The sequence below is a fragment of the Nocardia araoensis NBRC 100135 genome, from assembly GCF_000308435.1.
Classification (GTDB): Bacteria; Actinomycetota; Actinomycetes; order Mycobacteriales; family Mycobacteriaceae; genus Nocardia; species Nocardia araoensis.
In genome coordinates, this window is the sequence record NZ_BAFR01000334.1 from 1 (window position 1) to 17,299 (window position 17,299).

A 17,299-nucleotide genomic window follows, 5' to 3' on the forward strand; every position below is an offset into this window, starting at 1 on the left:
AGAGTGATCCGCTGGCAGGCCCCAACTCGCCCACGTACTCGTTGTATGAAAGACCCAGTGGGAGGCGGAACCTCCGCGGCCGGCCCTTCCTTGGCCCACCCGTACGCTTGTTCGGCATAGCTACTGAGCCTACGGACTGTAACCGAAACGACGGCTGCGTGGTGATGCGGCAGGCAGCCGCTACAGATTTGCCATTAGGCGGTGTCGATGGCCTGTAGCGTTATCCGGATGTGGGGAAACAGACCCAGACTTGCCGACTACCTCAACCAGCGGTTGCAGGCGGCCCTGGCGGAACTGGACAGTCTGGAGGCCGACTACCTCCTGAGCGAGAACGAAGAAGTCCTGGTGACGGCACTGATCCAGAAGCACATGCCGCAACCGATCGAAGTCGATTGGGATGGAGTGACTCGAACTCAGCTTTCGGAAGTGAAGATTCAGGTTCGGGACCAATTTGATCATGACGAGATCTACACGGTTCCCGCGAGCAAGGTGACTCTGCGGTTTCCCTTCACCGGTACGAAGGCCTTGCTCGACCACCAGGCTTCGAAGTTCACCATGTACGACGACCCCGATGGCAAAGTGCTGAACGATTCTCTCGTTCTGGAGATAGTCGAGCGCACCCTGACACCTGAGGTAATCCAGGGGCGTATCGCGAGCCTGAAGACCGACCTGGACAAACGAGTGGGATGGGCCAACACCGATCTCAACTCTTTCATCCCCACCGCTGAACAGGCGATTCGCAACAGATACGTCAGCCGCAAACAGCGAACCCTGGATGACCGGAAAGTCGAGGAGGCACTCGGAATTCCGGTCGCGTCTACTGGCGCACCACGGCAACCGATACCGGCCCGCCGCAAGCAAGTGTCGCTGGCGCAGCGCCGCAATCAGTCTGCCTCCTTCGTTCCCGAGCCTGAGATGGACGAGGCCATGTACAGGGATGTGCTCCAACAGGTGCATGGGTGGGCGAGGAGCATGGAGCGAGTACCGCAGACGAGCAATAAACTCGACGAGGAAGAACTCCGCGACCTGCTGCTCGGAGCACTCAACGGGTATTGGCAAGGTGGTGCTGGCGGCGAGCTTTTCAACGGCGACGGCAAGACTGACATCCTCGTTCGAGCAGACGGGCGCAACGTCTTCATCGGCGAACTCAAAATCTGGCGCGGTCCCAAAGTCGTGAACGAGACCATCGATCAGATCTTGAGCTACATGGTGTGGCGAGACAGCAAGGCGGCCATCGTCATGTTCATCAACACCGCAGACCCTGCCGCGACCATCAAGAAGCTCCACGATGCCGTCGAAGCTCATCCGCGGCACGTGCTCACCAAGACAGCCGACGATCCAGCGAAGCAGGTCGACTACGTTTTCACCGCTGATGAGGAAGGTCGACGTGTCTCGCTGGCGGTAATACCTGTCGTGTTGACGCCCCCACGCTCGAAGAAAGACTGACGCGACAAACCAGCCCCGGTGCTCTCTCCGACCGAGGCGTTGAGCACCTCATCGGGCGATGTCTACTTCTATTCGCCGCGGGGAGGGCGGTGCGGGACTTTCTTCGGCCCGCCCGCGCCCGTGCGCTCAATTCGTGTCGGTGGCCGGGGTGGCGACTCGAGTCATGCAGTTTCGCTCATACCATCAGGGCGGGCCGCTCCTCCCGTACCCGGCACCCTCGACGCGGAATGGAACGCCGAGTGCGGCCATCACCTGTCGGCGTGGTGCCTGGTCGACGTGCACCGACTGCGCCGGGACCTGCTACGCGGCGCCGCCGAAGACGAGGACCTGCCCAGCTATATTCTCGATCTGGCCAGCTGACCGCGGTCATGTCGACCGCGTTGTCGGGTGCTCGCAGTCCGCATCGACCGGCGGGGTGTAGACAACGTGACCACACCAGTAGGCCTGTGACCCGACGAGCATGTTCCTCGGGCCGAATCGCTGGCCGCATTGCGGGCAGGCGCCGGGCCAGGGCTCGGCCCACCTGCCGTTGCGCAGCCGATACAGGCGGCCGGGTTCGACGATCCGGCCGTCGCTGAGCCGGTACACCACGCAAGGGTTGTCGAACACGCTTTCGATCATGTCGCGCACTGGTCGGTCTGGCGGGATAGGCTCACCGGCATGGTTCAGGTCGGTGACCGAGTGCTGCTGGTCGCGGGCGGGGTCTCGGTGTTCGAGGTCCTGGAACTGGAAGACGACGAGCACGCGATCGTGCAGGCCGTGCTCGAGGCGCCCGGCCGCTACCCGTTCAGCGTCCGCAACGAAACCCTCGTGCCCGCCACGCAGGGGTGACCCGCCGACATGGCGGTGGCTGCGCCGAATATTCCGGCGGGGTGAAGGATGACCGGTATGCGGACTCGCTTCCATGAGGACCTCGATCAGCTTGCTGATCGGCTGCAGGCAATGTGCCTGCGTGACCGCAACGCCATCGCCACCGCCACCAACGCCTTGATGAGCGCGGATCTTGAGTTGTCGGAGCAGGCGATCGACACCTGCCGCGAGATCGAGACCCTGCGCGAGGAGTGTGAGCAGGCGGCGGTGAGCCTGCTGGCGTTGCAGGCTCCGGTCGCCGGTGAACTGCGTCAGGTGGTCGCCGCCATCCAGCTCGTGGGTGATCTGGTGCGGATGGCCACACTCGCCGAGCACATCGCCAACGTTGCGCGCCGCCGCCACCCCGAGCACGCGGTCCCGGAAACGGTGCGTCCGTTGGTGGCCCGCATGGGCGCGGCTGCCATCGCGATGGCCACCAGCGCCGCCGCGGTACTGGGTTCGCGCGACCTCGACGACGCCGCCCAGCTCGACGGGCGGGACGACACCATGGATCACCTGCATCAGCAACTGCTGGCGGCGATCCTGGCCGACGACTGGAACGGCGGGACCACCGCCGCGGTGGATCTCACTCTGTTGGGCCGCTACTACGAGCGGTTCGCCGACCACGCGGTACAAGTCGGCCGGCGCACCATCTTCATGGCCACCGGCCAGTAGCCCGAGCACTGGCCGCGCTGAGGCAATCGCCGCAACCCCTCGCGGTGCTCGTCGAGCGTTCGGAAGATGGACGGCCCGCCCCAGAAGGGTTCCGTGGGATGTGGGCGGGACTGACCATCACCTGTGAATGTGAGGATCACGTGGGGGATTCGCATCGACGGACGCCCCAGGACCCGCTCAGCGAGGGAGGTGCCAAGCGGGCCCCGGTGTGCGGTTGTCCTCTGCGCTGTCCCGGGCCTCGGAGCGGAGCCCGGAACGACAGGCATGCTAGATCCAGTGCAGCGCAGGTGCTTGAAACTACAGTCCACGCGTGTCGCGGTGTGGCGCAGAGAGGTTGGGCCCGGAAGGGCTTGCGCTCGCAGCACCGTTCCGGGCCCAACACTTCCAGCGTGAGCACAACACCTCCTCGCGCAGGCTGGCTCAGCCCTGCTCGGCTCTGTCTGGACAATTTCCTGCGTCTCGACGGATTCGTTCAGCACCAGCTCCGAACAGGTTGGGTGAGAGTTCGGCTTATGGGCGGGTGATCTCGGTGGCGTGGAGGTTGCGCAGGGTGCCGTCTCCGGCCTCGTGCTGGGAGGGGTAGAGCAGTTGCACGGCGACGGTCAGGGGTGTGCCGGGTTCGATGGTGTGGTTCTCATCCGGTGTGGTGATGACGACTGATCCGTCGGTGCCGTCCTTGATCACCTGGTACCACTGGCTCTGCTGGGGATTGATGCGGGTTTGGGGCGGGACGTCGAAACCGATCTCCCACCACACCACCCGCTGCTGGTGGGCGGCCAGAGTGAGCTCGTAGCTGATGACCCAGCCCTTGGCGTCCTCGGGCCAGGTCTGGGGCCACTGCCCGACGATCACGGGGGACACGGTGACCGGTGGTCGATCGACGTCGGTGGTGACCGAGCCGGAGTGTCGTTCAGCGGTGTTGGCGCGGGAGGGTGAGGTGATGAGGCTGGTGCAGGTGAGCCTGCCTTCGTACTGCGGGTCGATGGTACCGGTCAGGGTGATGGTCGCTTTGCTGCCCTTGGGCAGGTCGATCGGCATGCGCAGGCCGTCGCGGACCGAACCGGTGCCACAGACGGCTCCGTTCTCGGCCTGGCAGGTGACTTCCAAGTCGGTCAGCACTGTCGGGACGGCGGCGTCCAGCACGGCGTCGGGGGCGTCGTTGGGGCCGAGGTTCTGCACACCGATGGTGTAAGTGATCCGCTGTCCGGACTGTGCTGTCCGCGGCCCGTGGATCTCCAGCGGCATCTCCGCGGGCAGGGTCACCTTCAGGTTGCGGATGCGGTGGGAGGCGGTCGCGGCGCCGGTTCCGGCTGCGAAGCCCAGTTTGAAGGTCTCGGGCACACGCGGTTGACCGTCACTGCCAGCGAGATCGAAGTTGTCGATCAGCAGGGTGCCGTTCGGATGGGTTTTGTCGGCGTGGCGCACGGTCAGCCGGCCGGCGATGATGGAGATCTGGATGTGGGCGCCGCGCTCCCAATCCGCGCGGAAGCCACCTGGCACCGCAACGCCGGTGAGCCACCTGAATCCTTCCCGCAGGTTGCCTGCTCCGCGGACTCCGATGATGTTGGGCCGTGACGTACCGCCGCCGGTACCGGCCAGCGGTGTGGCGAAGTTGCCGTAGTTGTCGAAGCCGACGCCGACGAATCCGGCGGTGACGCCCGGCGCGGCGATCTGCCCCGACCCCGTTTTAGTGATGGAGTAGCCGAGTGCGGCGCCGATACCGCCGGGCTGGGTTGTATGCGCGCCGTCGATCACGTAGACGCTGAAGCCGTCGCCGAGGCTGGCTGCTCCCTCGCAGGAGTAGTCGAAGTCGATGGTGACCCCGAGCGTGGAGGAGAACGGCTGATCGAGAAACGCCGTCCCGGCCTGGGAATTGGCGTTGGGGGTCAGTTCCAGGCTGCCGTCGTGCAGCCGCGCGCTGCCCAGCAACTGCCAGTGCGGGTTGGTCACGGTGTCCTGGGTGAACGATTCGACGATCGGGAACTGTGCCTGCTGGATGGTGACCGGTGCATACGTCGTCATAGTCGAACCCTCCTTGGCCAGATATGCCATCAGATGAGCGATTGCGTCACGCGGATCGGCTCCGCCGCGGATTCAGCGAAGCCCCGGTCTGCTGATGGAGCCCCCGGCAGAGCAGCCAAGGGCCACACCCGTCGACTGTAGGAGCATCCCAGCGCGACCGATTCACCTCTTTCGAATGAACCGGGAGGGGCACCGACCAGCACCTACGCCGTCGCCTCGCGGCGCGAGCCCAGCAGCTGGTCGTACTCGGTGACGTCCGGCATCGGGCGGTCCTCACCGGCCGCCAGCTGCTTGCCGAATTCGGGCACGTACTTGTAGATCGTGCTGCATGAGACGCCCAGCAGCCGGGCGACCGAGAAGACGGTCTCCTCCGGCCGGGTGGGGATGGCGCGGCCCTCGCGGATCTGCTCGATGGTCATGGCCGGTGGCCAGCCGAGGCATTGCCTGCCGCAGACCGCACGGTGGCCTCCCCTCCGTTCGAAACACAGGGTATGAACGCCCCCAAGGCATGGACAGCTCTTGCGGATGAAAAGCCGAGGCCTCGCAGAACCGATCGATTCTCGATACCCCAAGATCTATGGAATGGAGGAGCGCTAACCCGCGCTGGAACCCTGCGGCAACATCTACCGTGTTGAAGTATGTGGCAGTACGCCCTGTGGGGGATCGCTGGCGCGGTCGCGAATTGCGGCATCGGCTATGTGGAACACCGACGCAATCGCCCCCGCTCGGCGACGCCGCGGACGGGCTGCTGCGGCTGGCGGTGAGCATCGCCCACGGCCGCCCGGTCGACCTGCGCGGCACCCTGCCCGGGCTCGGGCACGCCCACGCCAGCGCCGTCGTCACCGCGACGGTGCGCGCCTCCGGCCTGGCCTGGTGACGTCGAGATCACCGAAATCCATCTGCGTCCACATATTTAAGGGTCGCTCTGTCGAGATTCGAGCTGAGGAAGACAGTGTCCGTCAATTCCGCCGTATCAAACCCTGCGAGGGGGTCAGATCCGCTCCGGTGAACATGGCCGCCGTCAGGTCGGCGAAGATAAACGACGTGCCCGCGAGACCGAAATCACTGGCAGAAAATCTGCGTGACGTTGCGCTCTCGCTCGCGTTTGGATTGGCGCGTGGGCCGTCCAGAGACCGCCGGAGCGTTCGGTTCTCGGTCCTGGTCTTGGTCAATTTCTCGTTGAGCGCGGCAAGAGGGCCATACAGCTTGGTTCTCGCCGATCAGGTGAGAGTGCGCCTTTCGAACCGCAGATCGCATAGAAATGTCGGTAGACTCCCAGTCCATTACCGTTTCGGCAGCTTCCAGTTGGGACGCGGAAAATGGCATGAGTAGCCGTCCATGTTCCGCAGCAGATAGTTCTGCTGCTCAGAATCTGCTTCCCAGAACTCGCCCGCTGGATTCAACTCGGTAACAACCTTGCCGGGCCACAGGCCGGAGTCCTCGACGTCGACGATCGTAGTCAGCGCGGCACGCTTCTGATCATCGTCGACATAGAAGATTGCTGAACGGTACTGCGCGCCGTAGTTCCCGCCCTGCCGATCTTTCGTCGTTGGATCGTGGATCTGGAAGAAGAACTCGAGCAACGTCCGGTAATCGGTCTGCGCGGGATCGTAGACGACCTCAACGGCCTCAGCATGACCTGCATGATTGCGACACGTTGGCCGACTGTTCGGTCGCCCACCGGTATAACCGACCCTGGTCGACACCACCCCGGGCTGCCTCCGGATTAAGTCTTGCATGCCCCAGAAACACCCACCGGCTAGGACCGCCTTTCGTATTTCGGTCACACTTCTCCATTCACAACGACGGGACAGTCCCGCGCCCGATATAACCACCAACGACGCCACACCGCAGCCTGACAGAGCTCCAGATCTACGGCCACGGACGTCGTTGTGCGGCGCGTCTGGGTGACACAGAGAAGCCTCATCAAACCGTCCAGTATGTGCCGTCACACCACGCGGCGTGGCGGGCGACGACGTCCCGCACAGCACGTCCCGGGCGGGCGCACTGCAGAGTCCATGCTGCGGACTGATCGTCATGCCCTTCGCGCAGCCGACCGGCTCGTCATCAAACGAGAAGGTGAACACCTCGAACCCGTCGCCAGGAAAGCACTCAGTCCCGCAGTACAGGATTTCCCACGGCCCAATAACGTGGAACTCCTCGACGCCGGGAAACAGCAGAATCCCGATCTGCCTCCTCTGGTCACTCAGTATCCACCCTACCCACCCTGTTCAATGCCTACCGCGCACCTCGTCCGACCTCCAGATACATATCGTCGCAGAGGATTCCGAGACGCGCCGCGATCAACTCGGCACAGTCCCCCGCCTCGGCATGGGTCGCTACATAGGGCTCGACCGCCGGCGCGGGAGGGTGCGCTCGGCGCGATAGCCAGTGATGCACCAAGGCGGAAGCAGTCGTGCGGTGGCGTTCGATTATGGTCACGCGCAGCGGGACCGCATCGGCACCACTCGCTCGTCTGCTTCCTCGACCACTGGCTGATGGAATCGTCTATGCAGATCACGGGGCCGTCGAGTCGGTGGCGGCAGGCGCTGGTTGGAGGCGGCGGAAGTGGGCTTCCGTCTGCGCATCCACCGGGTAGTACAGCTCGATCGAGATCTCTTCGAGGGTGATGTCCAGCGCCGTGCCGAAAGTGGCGGTGGTCGAGAAGAGAGAGAGGACCTCGCCACGATGTCGAAACGTCATCGGAGTCGCAATCTCCGTTCCGATCGACACGAAATCTGCGTCATCTCCGGGACCGGCTTCGATAAGCCGATCGTAGAGCTCGGCGACGACAGGGTCGCGAGTTCGTGCGAGCTGCCGCGCCAGACGAGCACGTAGGACCGCACGCACCTGTGCGACATTGACGACCCGTCCGCCCAGTCCCCGCGGGTGCAGAGCCAGTCGGACCAGGTTGATCGGCGGAACTAGCAGTTCCGCGTCGGACTCGGCGAGGAACGGCCCCACCGCACCATTACTCAGCACAATGTTCCAGCGCTGGTCGATCGCGAGCGCTGGAAACGGCTCGTGCGCGCGGAGGACCGATTCCACGGCGTGGCGCGCCGATCTGAGTTCCTGCCCGTCGAGCGAGCGTTGACCGTAGCGGGGCGCGTAGCCCGCGGCGAGCAGCAGCCGGTTGCGATCGCGCAGCGGCACGTCGAGGTGATCGGCGAGACGAAGTACCATCGCCGCGCTCGGGTGTGACTTTCCGGTCTCGACCAGGCTGACATGCCGCGCCGAGACCTCGGCGGCGATCGCGAGGTCGAGCTGGCTAAGTCGACGGTAAGTCCGCCACTCCCGCAGCAGTTCGCCGACGCTCTTCATGGCGACAGCCTAGCTAGCCGGACGGAGCCGATCCATGACATCCGATTTCATCGACAGTTGCCGCTGGCACCGAGAAACTTCAGGCATGAACGATCAGAACAAGAACGATCAGAACAAAAAGTTGGTCCACGAAGTGGTCACCCAGTTCGTTGGACGCGGCAACCTCGATGTAGTCGAGTCGCTCCTGCGCGAGGACTTCGTCGACCACGCCGCGGATGTGCCGCACACGAACCGGGCCGACTGGATCACAGCCTTCAGGAACTATCCACTTCATGAGATGCGGATGGAGATCAGTCGGCTGTTCGCCGAAGGTGACTACGTCACGATGCTCTCCCGTAGGTGGGTGCCCGGCGGGGCGCTGATCGCCGTGGCCGACGTCTTCCGTATCCAGGACGACCTGATCGCCGAGCACTGGGAGGTCGTCCAACCACTCCAGGAGAGCGACGACAACCCGTTTGCCTTGCTCTAGACGAATCATGCGTCGGCGGGGATGTTACGACCTTCCTTCCGTGCCCCGCACCATCAACGCTGTCGAACACGAGGCTCGGCCGCAGTCTGAACGGCGAGCGTCTTCGTCACACGTTTAGCTAACAGCAGCATCGGCCCCATCGGCGAGACGAGCCGTGCGGCCGGGGACGGTGGGCTCGGCGGTAACCGATGCCGCACCAACGCACCGCCAGCGCCCGGCCGCTGGGGGCGGCGCCGGGCGCGGGTCGCGAGGTGGCGCTGGTCTCGTCCTCGACCAGTACCGCCTTCACCGAGCGGTGTTGTCGTGTTGTTCGACGTGCTGTTGCCGCTGGCGGTCGTCGTGCTCGGGGCAACAGGAGCTCGAATAGTGACGGTCAGGCGCACGGCCTTCGATCGTATGAGACGCTCGGCCGCTAGATCAGTCGCGAACATCGGTGGTCCGTTGGCTTTGCGGGGATGGTGTCACGACGGCTTCATGGCGCGTTCGGTGAGGTCGGCGTGGGCATTTGCCCTGACGCGGGTAGGGTCGTCGTCGGTCAGGTGGAGGATATGCTGCGTCTTGTGGATGCGCCCGGGGAGGTCGGCGACTACCTGCCCTGGCGAAGGTGTCCCCGTTACGAGAGGTCATGTTGGTGACCTTGCGGCCGGAGATCTCACCGGGTGCGTGGACACCGCGATGCGGCACATGCATTCTGAATGCTGGGCGAGGCAGCTGGTACCGATCCGTCCGGGCGCTGCGTTGTATGTGCGTTACACAGTTCACATGACCCAAAGTGCCGAAAGCTTTGCTGCCAAGTGATCGCCGAACTCCAGCCGCGGACATGGCCTGTAATCATCGGGCCCCAGAATCCGGCATCTCGATGGCGGCATCGAGCGGGCCTGGCCAGAAGACTATCTGCCGCTCGAAAACCGCAGACGGGTGGACTTCTTTGTGCGGTCATCAACTGAGCTGGTTAAGTCGCCCCGCCGTCGATGGCGCTGGTGGGCGCCGACCAGTCTTATCAAGATACTTCTTGCGCGCTGGTTTCGGGTGCGACTGCTCGGCGAGGCGCCTGCCGCGCTCGAGATCGAGTCGATCCTCGGCACCGACACTCACGCGAAGTTGCGGCGATCTGGCGGCGCAGCGCACACGGTCGCCGATACCGACGCCGCCGCGATGCTCGAGTTCAGGCAGCGCTGGCTCGACATCGTCGGCACCGACCCCCACGACGACCCGGTGACCAACTCGCGGTTGGGGTCCGCGATCGGGGCCACCGTCGCCAACATCGGCCGCGCCGTCCGCGCCACCCTGGTCGCGCCCGACCCGGCCCAGGCCGCCGCCACGGCGCGGATCGCCGCGCAACGGCCAGACCAACGCGCCGCTAATCAAGGCCGCAAGGTGTTCGGCGGCCACGGCAGCGGCGCTGGTTCGGAACCCGAATACGCTTCGCCTGGGCCACGCTGCCGGTCTTCGATAACATCCCGCCCGGATTCGTACACGTGGCCGTCGCCGGCGCGAGGTGGGCGATCGAGGAATGCTTCCGAGCCGCCAAAGGCCAATGCGGCCTCGACCACTACCAGGTCCGCAAATGATGCTGACACCCGTCGGGCCTGGACATCGGCGGGAGCTGCGGCGATGACTTTGTCGAGCGCGGCGCGGGAGGTCTGCAAATCGGTGATGGCCTTCGTGATCCGCTCGCGCCCCTTGGTCAGGTCGGCGACGACATCGGAGCAGGTCGGCACCAGACGTTCGCCCTCGTCACGCAGGCAGGGCAGGATCGTCGCGATGATGGCGGTGTTCAGGCCAGCGGCGAGCAGACTGCGGACGCGGCGCACACGGTGTCCACGTCCGCCTCGATGTATTCGATGTTCGAAGTCGGCTGCGCTGATGTTCGAAGTCATGTGCAGCGGGGCCGGGTCGTGCGGGCGTCAGTCTTGTGTGTTCGGTCGTTGTCTGGGTGCCTCGTATTTGACCCAGGGTGACTTCGTGTCACCGGATTCGTTCAGTTCCACCTCGGAACTGTGTCCGATGAAGGTGCCGGGGTCCTGTTTCCCCCTGCTGGGTCCCGGCTCTATGTAGCCGTATTTCTTTTCGGTTGCGTGTACGTCGAAGCCTATTCCTGCTGAATGCAGCGATTCGGCGGACTCGCGTGCGGCTGAGCCTGCGGCGGCTGAACACGACATCTGGATCAGTTCGGCTGTTGGTGCGCCTTTGACGGCCTGTTTGAAGTGCTTGTCGGCGGCAAGGATCGTCCCGTAGGTCCCTCCGTCGACCCACACGGGAACCCATCTGCTCCATCTGGTGAACGGAATCTTCTTCTTGACCTGAACGTCGTATCCGGACCCATCGGCGTGTGCCGACGCGGATACCGTCTCTTCACCCCAAGGGGCCGGGAACGTCCCTCGGAGGACCCACTTCGGCTGCTGGGATCCTCGGCCCCTGGTCCACTGTGTGTACGTGTGTCTCGCGGATTCAAGTTCGACGGGAGAGAAAATCATTGGCGTCTTCAAGTCTGTGAGCTGCGACGGAAAGTGCACCCCGACAACCTTTCTGTCGGGGCCCAGGATCGGCACGCTGCGGACTTCGTCGGGTGTGAAACCATGAAGGCGTCCGGTGATGCTCTGGCCGACAAGGCGTGGCGTGTCCGGGGCAACTCGACTTATCGCCCGGGCGCCTGTTCCGTCGGCTGTGACGAGATTGTCGGCAATTGTGCGGATATCGCTGGAGATTCCACGCACACTTCTTTGCAGCGCGCCGCCCGCCTCGGTGACTGCTGTGCGAAGCCGCCCGGTCATTCGGGCGAGGCTAGCGGCGAGCATCATTCGGCCGGTCGCAGACTGCGGGTCAGTAACCGGAACTGTGTGGGACTGCCCGGATTGAGCAGGATATCGGTGCTGGCAGGCACGATGTCGGGCAGCACGGTGCCCAGCACCGGCCGCCAGCGATCCGCCTCGACCCGGTGTTTGTATATCGTGGCGGTGGCAACCGCGACGCATGGCACCCCATCCGGAGCCGGTCCCACCAGTGGTTCGTCCTGATCGTCGCATGCGATCTCTACCACGGCACCGCGCAGCGCAGCGATGATCTCGTCGCCGCCGATGTTGTCGCCGTTGGCGACTCGCCGCAGCACGGCATCGATGGGATCGGTCGGCAACGCCTCGTCAGCAGGGACGTAGTTTGGATTGGGTTCGAACGGACCCGGAACGCCGTCCTCGCCGATCATCCAGCCACCGAGGATCACCTCGGCCGGCGGCATTACCTCACGCACGGTTTCCTGCCGGCCCGGCTCGATCAACACCAACCAGTCACCCTGACGAACGACAGTCGAGTTCAGGTCCTCGATTTCCCTCACCGCCCGCTGATCAATCCTGGCACCGAGAACCGGCGCTTCTCCATCGTCGCCCGCGCCACCACCACCGGTGTACGCCGCGCGACGCCGCAAAGGTCACTTGCCTTACGCAAGTCAGCAGTTTAGAGTCTACATATGTATCACGCTATTGTGCGATCACTGGTCCGGAGAACCTGGCGTCGCGTCAGCGCGGGAGACTTCGACGCTGCTGTGGCCATGGCCCACCCCGATATCAGGTTCCGGTTCGTGGGCGACACCGCACTCGGCGCAGACATCCGTGGGCGCGAATCATTCCGAAAGTGGTTCAGCGCTCTCGAGTTCCACCTGCCCGGCGTCCGGCTGGATCTGGTAGATGTCGTGGCCGACGGCTGGCCCTGGAACACCAAAGTCGCGACTCAGTTGCGCGTCACTGCCACCCTTGCTGATGGAACATCGTACTGCAATACGGCAATCCAATGGCTTACCTTGCGGTGGGGACGCATGATCGAGGACCTCGTCTTGGAAGACACTCTCGCGCTCGACGCCGCGCTCCGCACCAAGCACGCAATAGAGCATCGGTGACTCCACGGGTTTGCAGAGTGGGACGTGTTGCAGAGGCGAACTTGTGGAACACCCGGGCCATAGCGCTCAGTGGTACAACTAGCTCGGATCGTCGGAGAGGGATCCCATGGGCGTCTTGGCGCAGCCTGTGCCCTACCGCATACTGGATTCGGTGAACGGCCCGGAGCGAAGAAGCAGACCCGGTCTCCTCCGACACCCCAGCCCTAACCTGGTTCACAATTCGGCGTATGGGCCTGCATGGGTTGCTGGACACAACCTTCGGCGAAGGCGCAGCCGCAGTACCATTCGCCATCGGAAAAATTCCCACGCGTACACGTTGTTGGCCCGCGACGAAACGTTGATCGGTCTCTGCACTCTTAACCCGGTCTGCGTCCTTGCTCCTGGGAAATCGGCGCGCGGCTGTGTATTCGCGGGATATGGACCGGTGGGTTTCTCCGCAGGGGCTCCGCCCCCTGCTGGTAGACGTCTACCACGATGACGTCCTAAGTGCGATGACGTCCTAAGTGCACTGCCGCGGACGCGGCGTAGCGCCCAACTGGTGACGAATTACTTCGCCTGCCGCTCGCTTACTCAGCATTCGACGCCAGTGGCAGGTACACCGCCGTGCCGAATCGCCTTCATTGACTGGTACATCTGCACCCGGGCCCTCGACGGGAGCGCTGGTCACATGCGACTGCCGACGATCCTCAGCCAACCACGGAAGGTAGCAAAGGTCCCACGTGCCTATAACGCTTCCGAGTGAAGTCGTGTTCTTCCTCGATCTCTGTGGTGTGCCGTATCCGGACATTAACGAGGATCATGTCCGCGACTTCGCGGACCACGTTCGCACCTTCTCGACCAACATTCAGCAAACTCACGAATCAGCGACGCAAACGGTCAAGGACATCGGCTCGGTCTACTCGGGATACTCCTACGACCAGCTAGCCGCATCATGGGCGCAGGTAAGCGCGACACATATTGCGGACTTCGACCATGCTTGCAGAACTGTGGCGACAGCTTTGGATGTCGCGGCAGGCGTCATCACGGCGATGAAGGTTGCGGTGATCGCCGAACTAGCCGCGATGGCCGCGAGCTACGCAGCCGTAATCGCCTCGCCGGCCGGACCAGCCGCCGCCCCGCTCCTCACCGCCGCAGCGCGTCGGCTGTGCACCGAAATGCAGGAGGCGCTGGTTCAATACATCGCCATCGAGATCGTCAGCAAGGCGATCGAGCCGTTCGAAGACACGATAGACAGGATGATCAACGGAGTCGTATACGACGCAATGGCTCGCACGCCGGGCATGCCATCCGACAGTGCGGCCGCAAAAATGCTGAGCATCGAACCGGACGAAGTGCTGCGTTATGCCGACATTCTAACCAACCACGCCGACGAGGTTCTCAGGCATGCCACAATTTTCGCCGACAACGTCTCACAGTTGGATTTCACCACCGAAACAGATCAGCCTGGTGCCCTTACAGAAACAACAGTCTCGACGCAAAGAACCAGCCACGACCTACTTCCGACAATCAATTCCAGTGCCGCTGCTGAAACAGTATTCTCAAGGCAAAAACCCGCCCCCGACCTACTTCCGACGATCAATTCCCAACCCAATCGAACGCCAGCTCCCCGCATACAGCCTGAGGCAACACGGCCGATCGTCGCATCAGTCGCAGACGCCGAACGGATCACAACTGACCACGGAAACGGTCGTAAGCATGAGGTAGTGGCCGGAAAACTGAACCCAGGCGGACCAAGCGAAGCAAGCGCACCCGCCGAGTCCGCCACGGCTCAACCGACCACCGCCTCGCCCCCAGTGCACCCGCCCACCAGTCAGGCCGTGGATACCGGCAGCACTGGAATAGAACGTAGCATCCACCCCCGAAGCGTTGATTCGGCTGCTTCGCAAGCCCAAGTACAGCAAGAAGCACGTCCGGAACTCGCCTTCACGGAGCGTTCCGTTGTAGACATCCAGCCAGCGGTCCAATTAAATCCCGACGAACCGATTCTAGCGACCGATTCAGTTACAGACAGTAGCCAACCGAATGACACATATCTACGCCCACCGGACAGCAACGCCGCACCAGCCGCCACACAACCAGCAGGGCACGACAGACCCGCTGCGACAGGCGGCAAAGCCCCTATTTTAGGTACTTCTACGACGCCCAGGACGCCATGGACGCGTTCGCGGCCAGTAGCCGCGCAGCCCACCGCACCCGCGCCGACGATCGCCGCAGGCACCGATCGATCAGCATCAACCTCACCATGGATTAAGGCCAGAAGTCCTGCAGTCACCGCCCCGAGGGTTTTCGCATCCTCGACGGGGAGTCCTCCGACGCATCCGCAACCACAAGACCGCCGTGTGGGCGACATCAAGGAAAACGTCAAGAAGAAAACAGAGGTTGCAAACACAAACTTCGAGGGATCGCGCACATCGGAAGAATCATAACTGCAACAAGAAATGCTTGGAGAAGCGCCGGCCACTCACTTCACGAGTACGCTTTAGTTATGCCCATTTCCGCGCAAACCAGTAGATTCGCATCAGCAAAGCAACCCCGCCGCCCCGTTCGCTAATCATTCCTCGCTTGGCCGCCAGAACCCGGGCCGTGCAGTTCAGCCCGACCGTTGTCCATGCCAGCAGGGAATTCTAATGAACCTCAACGTTTCGACGTATATACGTAATTGCACTCAACATATTATCGACATCACCCGGAGCGGAATTGTAGCGATGGCGCATTCCTACAGAGACACGATCAAAGCACTCAGGCGAACCGATAGCTTCAACGAGAGCGACCTAAATGATGCACCCATAATACTATAGTATTCTTACGGAATTCCTCGAACGTCATGTCCGTTGGGTCCCTTCTTGGGTTCGGCAGCTGGTCTCGGCTGTGGAGATGCGGTCGTGATGGGTAGGTGCCGCTACGCTTCCGCGGCGGCTTTCGCATGACAGTCAAGGAGAAGAAGGGTGGGCTCGATCCGGATCACCGCGAGAATTACTTACCGGTTAGTGACGAAGAACAGCATCTACTGGAGAGACGTCGCGATTTCTCCCCAAGTGATCAATCCTACGAGGCAGTCAAGGCAGCACGTGATCGGCAGGCGCCAGAATTCTACGACGACAGTGCCACGGACACCGCGCCCGACACAGTCGCGATACCGGACGACGGACCCGACACTGTATCAGCACCGGACGACGAAGCTGTCTGGTAAACACCAGCCGCGGCACCTAAATACCAGGCGCGGACGACCTCGCTGCGCACGCCTCATCGCGGCCACACAGCACGCACCTGCCCCATAGTGAGGCTCAAAGTGAGCAATGGTGTGACCAGGGCTTTGGGCCAGGCCTTGAGCGAGCTGAAACGCCTGACCAGGAAGGAAGCAAAGTTTCTCGCAGACAAAACCGCCGGCACGGCCCGCCTTGTCAGACGGGATGTCGAGGAGAAGGTGTACGCCGACCAGCGCGGCAGCCACGAGGTCGAGAAGGCAGGTGAGGGAATGCCGGAACTCAGGTGGCCGTCCCCGCGGTCTGGAGTGCTTGCCCCTCGGCCTGAAGTGCTTGCCCCGGACCCGATGACGGACCGATTGTGGGAATACCACATACGGAAACCGGAAGTCAGGTGGGCGCCGCTGGGCTCGGACAGTCCGTTTCCTTCATGGGCCAGGTCGGATATGGAGGACTCGATGCCTGCTCTGACCGGAAACCTGGAACTAAGTTGCATCGATATGCCGTTGTACGCTGCCACCGAGTCCGGTGCACTCACTCGCGCACAAGTCCGCGCGCTCTACAGCCGCGGCGACAGTGTCGAAGAATACACTCGCTGGCTCGACGAACTTCCCGACCGCCTCACTCCCAACGGTCGGCAGGAGTTCGTGACCGGTGGCCCGCGCCCGCGCCGTGGTGATCTGGTGTTTTTGCATGGCTCGATGCTTCGCGGCGCTCCCGAGGATTGGGTGCACCTGGCCGTAGCGACCGGCCGCGTCGATCCCCTTGGATCGCCTGTCCTGTATTCGTTCTACCGAGACCCAGGAAGTCCACTCAGTCAAGGAAGAGGCTGGGGTGGCACAGTAACAAGAGAGACGATGAGCAGTCTCAGCCAAGACTGGGGCCGGCTTGTCGCGGACCTACGAATCGAGTTCGGCCCCGGGCCATGGTAACTGCCCCAAGCTCGGGAACAGACCACGGACTCCGCGAACCATCAAAAGCGGCTCGATCCGCTCTGCCCGCAACCCAGAGTCTTCGTGTACCTGGTGACACAATCCTTAACCGCACGTCTCCCGCGGGTGCACGCTGACTGAGGGACTTTTAGCGGGAACTCACGGCTTTCCATGTGCGGCACTGGGAACCGCGGTGAGTTGGGGGAAGTGTAGCGGTCGCCGACTGGGCTCAGTCGGCCGGTGGATGTTCGAGTTCGTCGCTGAGCAGTTGCTCGGCGACGGCCGCATAGCGGGCGACGGTGTTGTGGGAGATGCCGAAGACCAGTGTCAGGTGCAGCGGGCCGGGGCCGGCGGTGGGCCTCGTGGAGGATGCGATCGCGACGGATCCGGTTGACGGTGCAACCGCTCGATTACATCCGCAGGCTCACGGCCCTCTGGGTAATCGGTGCGGTGCCGTGAATTGTCTTCGGGCGACCAGCATCTGCGGGTTCAC

The 17,299-nt window shown here is 63.2% G+C and carries 17 protein-coding genes; 8 read left to right on the top strand and 9 right to left on the bottom strand.

Features of this window, described 5'->3' with window-relative positions; genetic code table 11:
* The first annotated feature begins 228 nt into the window (after window positions 1–228).
* On the top strand, window positions 229–1,446 hold the full coding sequence (locus tag ON21_RS31950; protein WP_039804290.1) for a hypothetical protein: 1,218 nt from the start codon (window positions 229–231) through the stop codon (window positions 1,444–1,446).
* Between the two features lie 366 nt (window positions 1,447–1,812).
* On the opposite strand, the gene ON21_RS31955 is transcribed toward ON21_RS31950, so the two are convergent.
* Window positions 1,813–2,055 (bottom strand): hypothetical protein, encoded by a 243-nt coding sequence (locus ON21_RS31955; RefSeq protein ID WP_157171094.1) that lies wholly within the window; start codon window positions 2,053–2,055, stop codon window positions 1,813–1,815.
* 51 nt (window positions 2,056–2,106) lie between these two features.
* Here ON21_RS31955 and ON21_RS39395 point away from each other — a divergent pair, with 51 nt between their 5' ends.
* Both ON21_RS39395 and phoU read left to right on the top strand, forming a co-directional pair.
* Window positions 2,107–2,277, top strand: a complete 171-nt coding sequence (locus tag ON21_RS39395; protein WP_169332757.1) for a hypothetical protein — start codon at window positions 2,107–2,109, stop codon at window positions 2,275–2,277.
* Between the two features lie 57 nt (window positions 2,278–2,334).
* Window positions 2,335–2,970: a phosphate signaling complex protein PhoU gene (phoU, locus tag ON21_RS31960; protein ID WP_039804307.1), complete on the top strand. Its 636-nt coding sequence runs from the start codon at window positions 2,335–2,337 to the stop codon at window positions 2,968–2,970.
* A gap of 510 nt (window positions 2,971–3,480) precedes the next feature.
* On the opposite strand, the gene ON21_RS31965 is transcribed toward phoU, so the two are convergent.
* Complete coding sequence (locus tag ON21_RS31965) at window positions 3,481–4,992, bottom strand: lectin-like domain-containing protein (protein WP_039804294.1); 1,512 nt, start codon at window positions 4,990–4,992, stop codon at window positions 3,481–3,483.
* A 203-nt stretch (window positions 4,993–5,195) separates the two neighbouring features.
* Complete coding sequence (locus ON21_RS39500) at window positions 5,196–5,411, bottom strand: helix-turn-helix domain-containing protein (RefSeq protein ID WP_039804296.1); 216 nt, start codon at window positions 5,409–5,411, stop codon at window positions 5,196–5,198.
* A gap of 221 nt (window positions 5,412–5,632) precedes the next feature.
* Between ON21_RS39500 and ON21_RS31975 the strand changes: the two genes are divergently transcribed.
* On the top strand, window positions 5,633–5,869 hold the full coding sequence (locus ON21_RS31975) for a hypothetical protein (protein ID WP_157171095.1): 237 nt from the start codon (window positions 5,633–5,635) through the stop codon (window positions 5,867–5,869).
* A 406-nt stretch (window positions 5,870–6,275) separates the two neighbouring features.
* Here ON21_RS31975 and msrA read toward each other — a convergent pair whose 3' ends face one another.
* Both msrA and ON21_RS31985 read right to left on the bottom strand, forming a co-directional pair.
* A complete protein-coding gene (msrA, locus tag ON21_RS31980; protein ID WP_039804299.1) occupies window positions 6,276–6,779 on the bottom strand; it encodes a peptide-methionine (S)-S-oxide reductase MsrA in 504 nt (167 codons plus the stop codon).
* Window positions 6,780–7,509: 730 nt separating this feature from the next.
* Window positions 7,510–8,313: a helix-turn-helix domain-containing protein gene (locus tag ON21_RS31985; protein WP_051021558.1), complete on the bottom strand. Its 804-nt coding sequence runs from the start codon at window positions 8,311–8,313 to the stop codon at window positions 7,510–7,512.
* Window positions 8,314–8,347: 34 nt separating this feature from the next.
* Here ON21_RS31985 and ON21_RS31990 point away from each other — a divergent pair, with 34 nt between their 5' ends.
* On the top strand, window positions 8,348–8,782 hold the full coding sequence (locus ON21_RS31990) for a nuclear transport factor 2 family protein (RefSeq protein WP_083881020.1): 435 nt from the start codon (window positions 8,348–8,350) through the stop codon (window positions 8,780–8,782).
* 939 nt (window positions 8,783–9,721) lie between these two features.
* Here the strand turns inward: ON21_RS31990 and ON21_RS38985 are convergent.
* From ON21_RS38985 to ON21_RS32005, 4 genes are all read right to left on the bottom strand, one after another.
* The gene (locus ON21_RS38985; RefSeq protein WP_157171096.1) at window positions 9,722–10,174 is read right to left on the bottom strand and encodes a hypothetical protein; all 453 of its coding nucleotides are present in this window, start codon (window positions 10,172–10,174) and stop codon (window positions 9,722–9,724) included.
* Window positions 10,147–10,596, bottom strand: coding sequence for a MerR family transcriptional regulator (locus tag ON21_RS39770; protein WP_218004182.1), 450 nt, complete (start codon window positions 10,594–10,596; stop codon window positions 10,147–10,149). Before ON21_RS39770 ends, ON21_RS38985 begins: the two co-directional genes overlap by 28 nt.
* Window positions 10,597–10,689: 93 nt before the next feature.
* Entirely contained in the window at window positions 10,690–11,556 is an 867-nt protein-coding gene (locus ON21_RS38990) for a hypothetical protein (protein WP_157171097.1), read from the bottom strand.
* A gap of 23 nt (window positions 11,557–11,579) precedes the next feature.
* Entirely contained in the window at window positions 11,580–12,113 is a 534-nt protein-coding gene (locus ON21_RS32005) for a type VII secretion system-associated protein (protein WP_051021559.1), read from the bottom strand.
* Window positions 12,114–12,245: 132 nt separating this feature from the next.
* Between ON21_RS32005 and ON21_RS32010 the strand changes: the two genes are divergently transcribed.
* From ON21_RS32010 to ON21_RS39000, 3 genes are all read left to right on the top strand, one after another.
* Window positions 12,246–12,671, top strand: a complete 426-nt coding sequence (locus ON21_RS32010; protein ID WP_083881021.1) for a nuclear transport factor 2 family protein — start codon at window positions 12,246–12,248, stop codon at window positions 12,669–12,671.
* Between the two features lie 746 nt (window positions 12,672–13,417).
* Complete coding sequence (locus tag ON21_RS38995; protein WP_157171099.1) at window positions 13,418–15,097, top strand: WXG100-like domain-containing protein; 1,680 nt, start codon at window positions 13,418–13,420, stop codon at window positions 15,095–15,097.
* A gap of 497 nt (window positions 15,098–15,594) precedes the next feature.
* Window positions 15,595–15,861: a hypothetical protein gene (locus ON21_RS39000; RefSeq protein ID WP_157171100.1), complete on the top strand. Its 267-nt coding sequence runs from the start codon at window positions 15,595–15,597 to the stop codon at window positions 15,859–15,861.
* The last annotated feature ends 1,438 nt before the right edge of the window (window positions 15,862–17,299 follow it).

What these genes read in the sequence shown, in the direction of transcription:
- ON21_RS39395 (WP_169332757.1), top strand. Translation starts at nt 2,107, where the DNA reads ATGGTTCAGGTCGGTGACCGAGTGCTGCTGGTCGCGGGCGGGGTCTCG.
- ON21_RS31990 (WP_083881020.1), top strand. Translation starts at nt 8,348, where the DNA reads ATGACATCCGATTTCATCGACAGTTGCCGCTGGCACCGAGAAACTTCA.
- ON21_RS32010 (WP_083881021.1), top strand. Translation starts at nt 12,246, where the DNA reads ATGTATCACGCTATTGTGCGATCACTGGTCCGGAGAACCTGGCGTCGC.
- ON21_RS31950 (WP_039804290.1), top strand. Translation starts at nt 229, where the DNA reads ATGTGGGGAAACAGACCCAGACTTGCCGACTACCTCAACCAGCGGTTG.
- ON21_RS31965 (WP_039804294.1), bottom strand. Translation starts at nt 4,992, where the DNA reads ATGACGACGTATGCACCGGTCACCATCCAGCAGGCACAGTTCCCGATC.
- phoU (WP_039804307.1), top strand. Translation starts at nt 2,335, where the DNA reads ATGCGGACTCGCTTCCATGAGGACCTCGATCAGCTTGCTGATCGGCTG.
- ON21_RS38990 (WP_157171097.1), bottom strand. Translation starts at nt 11,556, where the DNA reads ATGACCGGGCGGCTTCGCACAGCAGTCACCGAGGCGGGCGGCGCGCTG.
- ON21_RS31985 (WP_051021558.1), bottom strand. Translation starts at nt 8,313, where the DNA reads ATGAAGAGCGTCGGCGAACTGCTGCGGGAGTGGCGGACTTACCGTCGA.
- ON21_RS39000 (WP_157171100.1), top strand. Translation starts at nt 15,595, where the DNA reads ATGACAGTCAAGGAGAAGAAGGGTGGGCTCGATCCGGATCACCGCGAG.
- ON21_RS39500 (WP_039804296.1), bottom strand. Translation starts at nt 5,411, where the DNA reads ATGACCATCGAGCAGATCCGCGAGGGCCGCGCCATCCCCACCCGGCCG.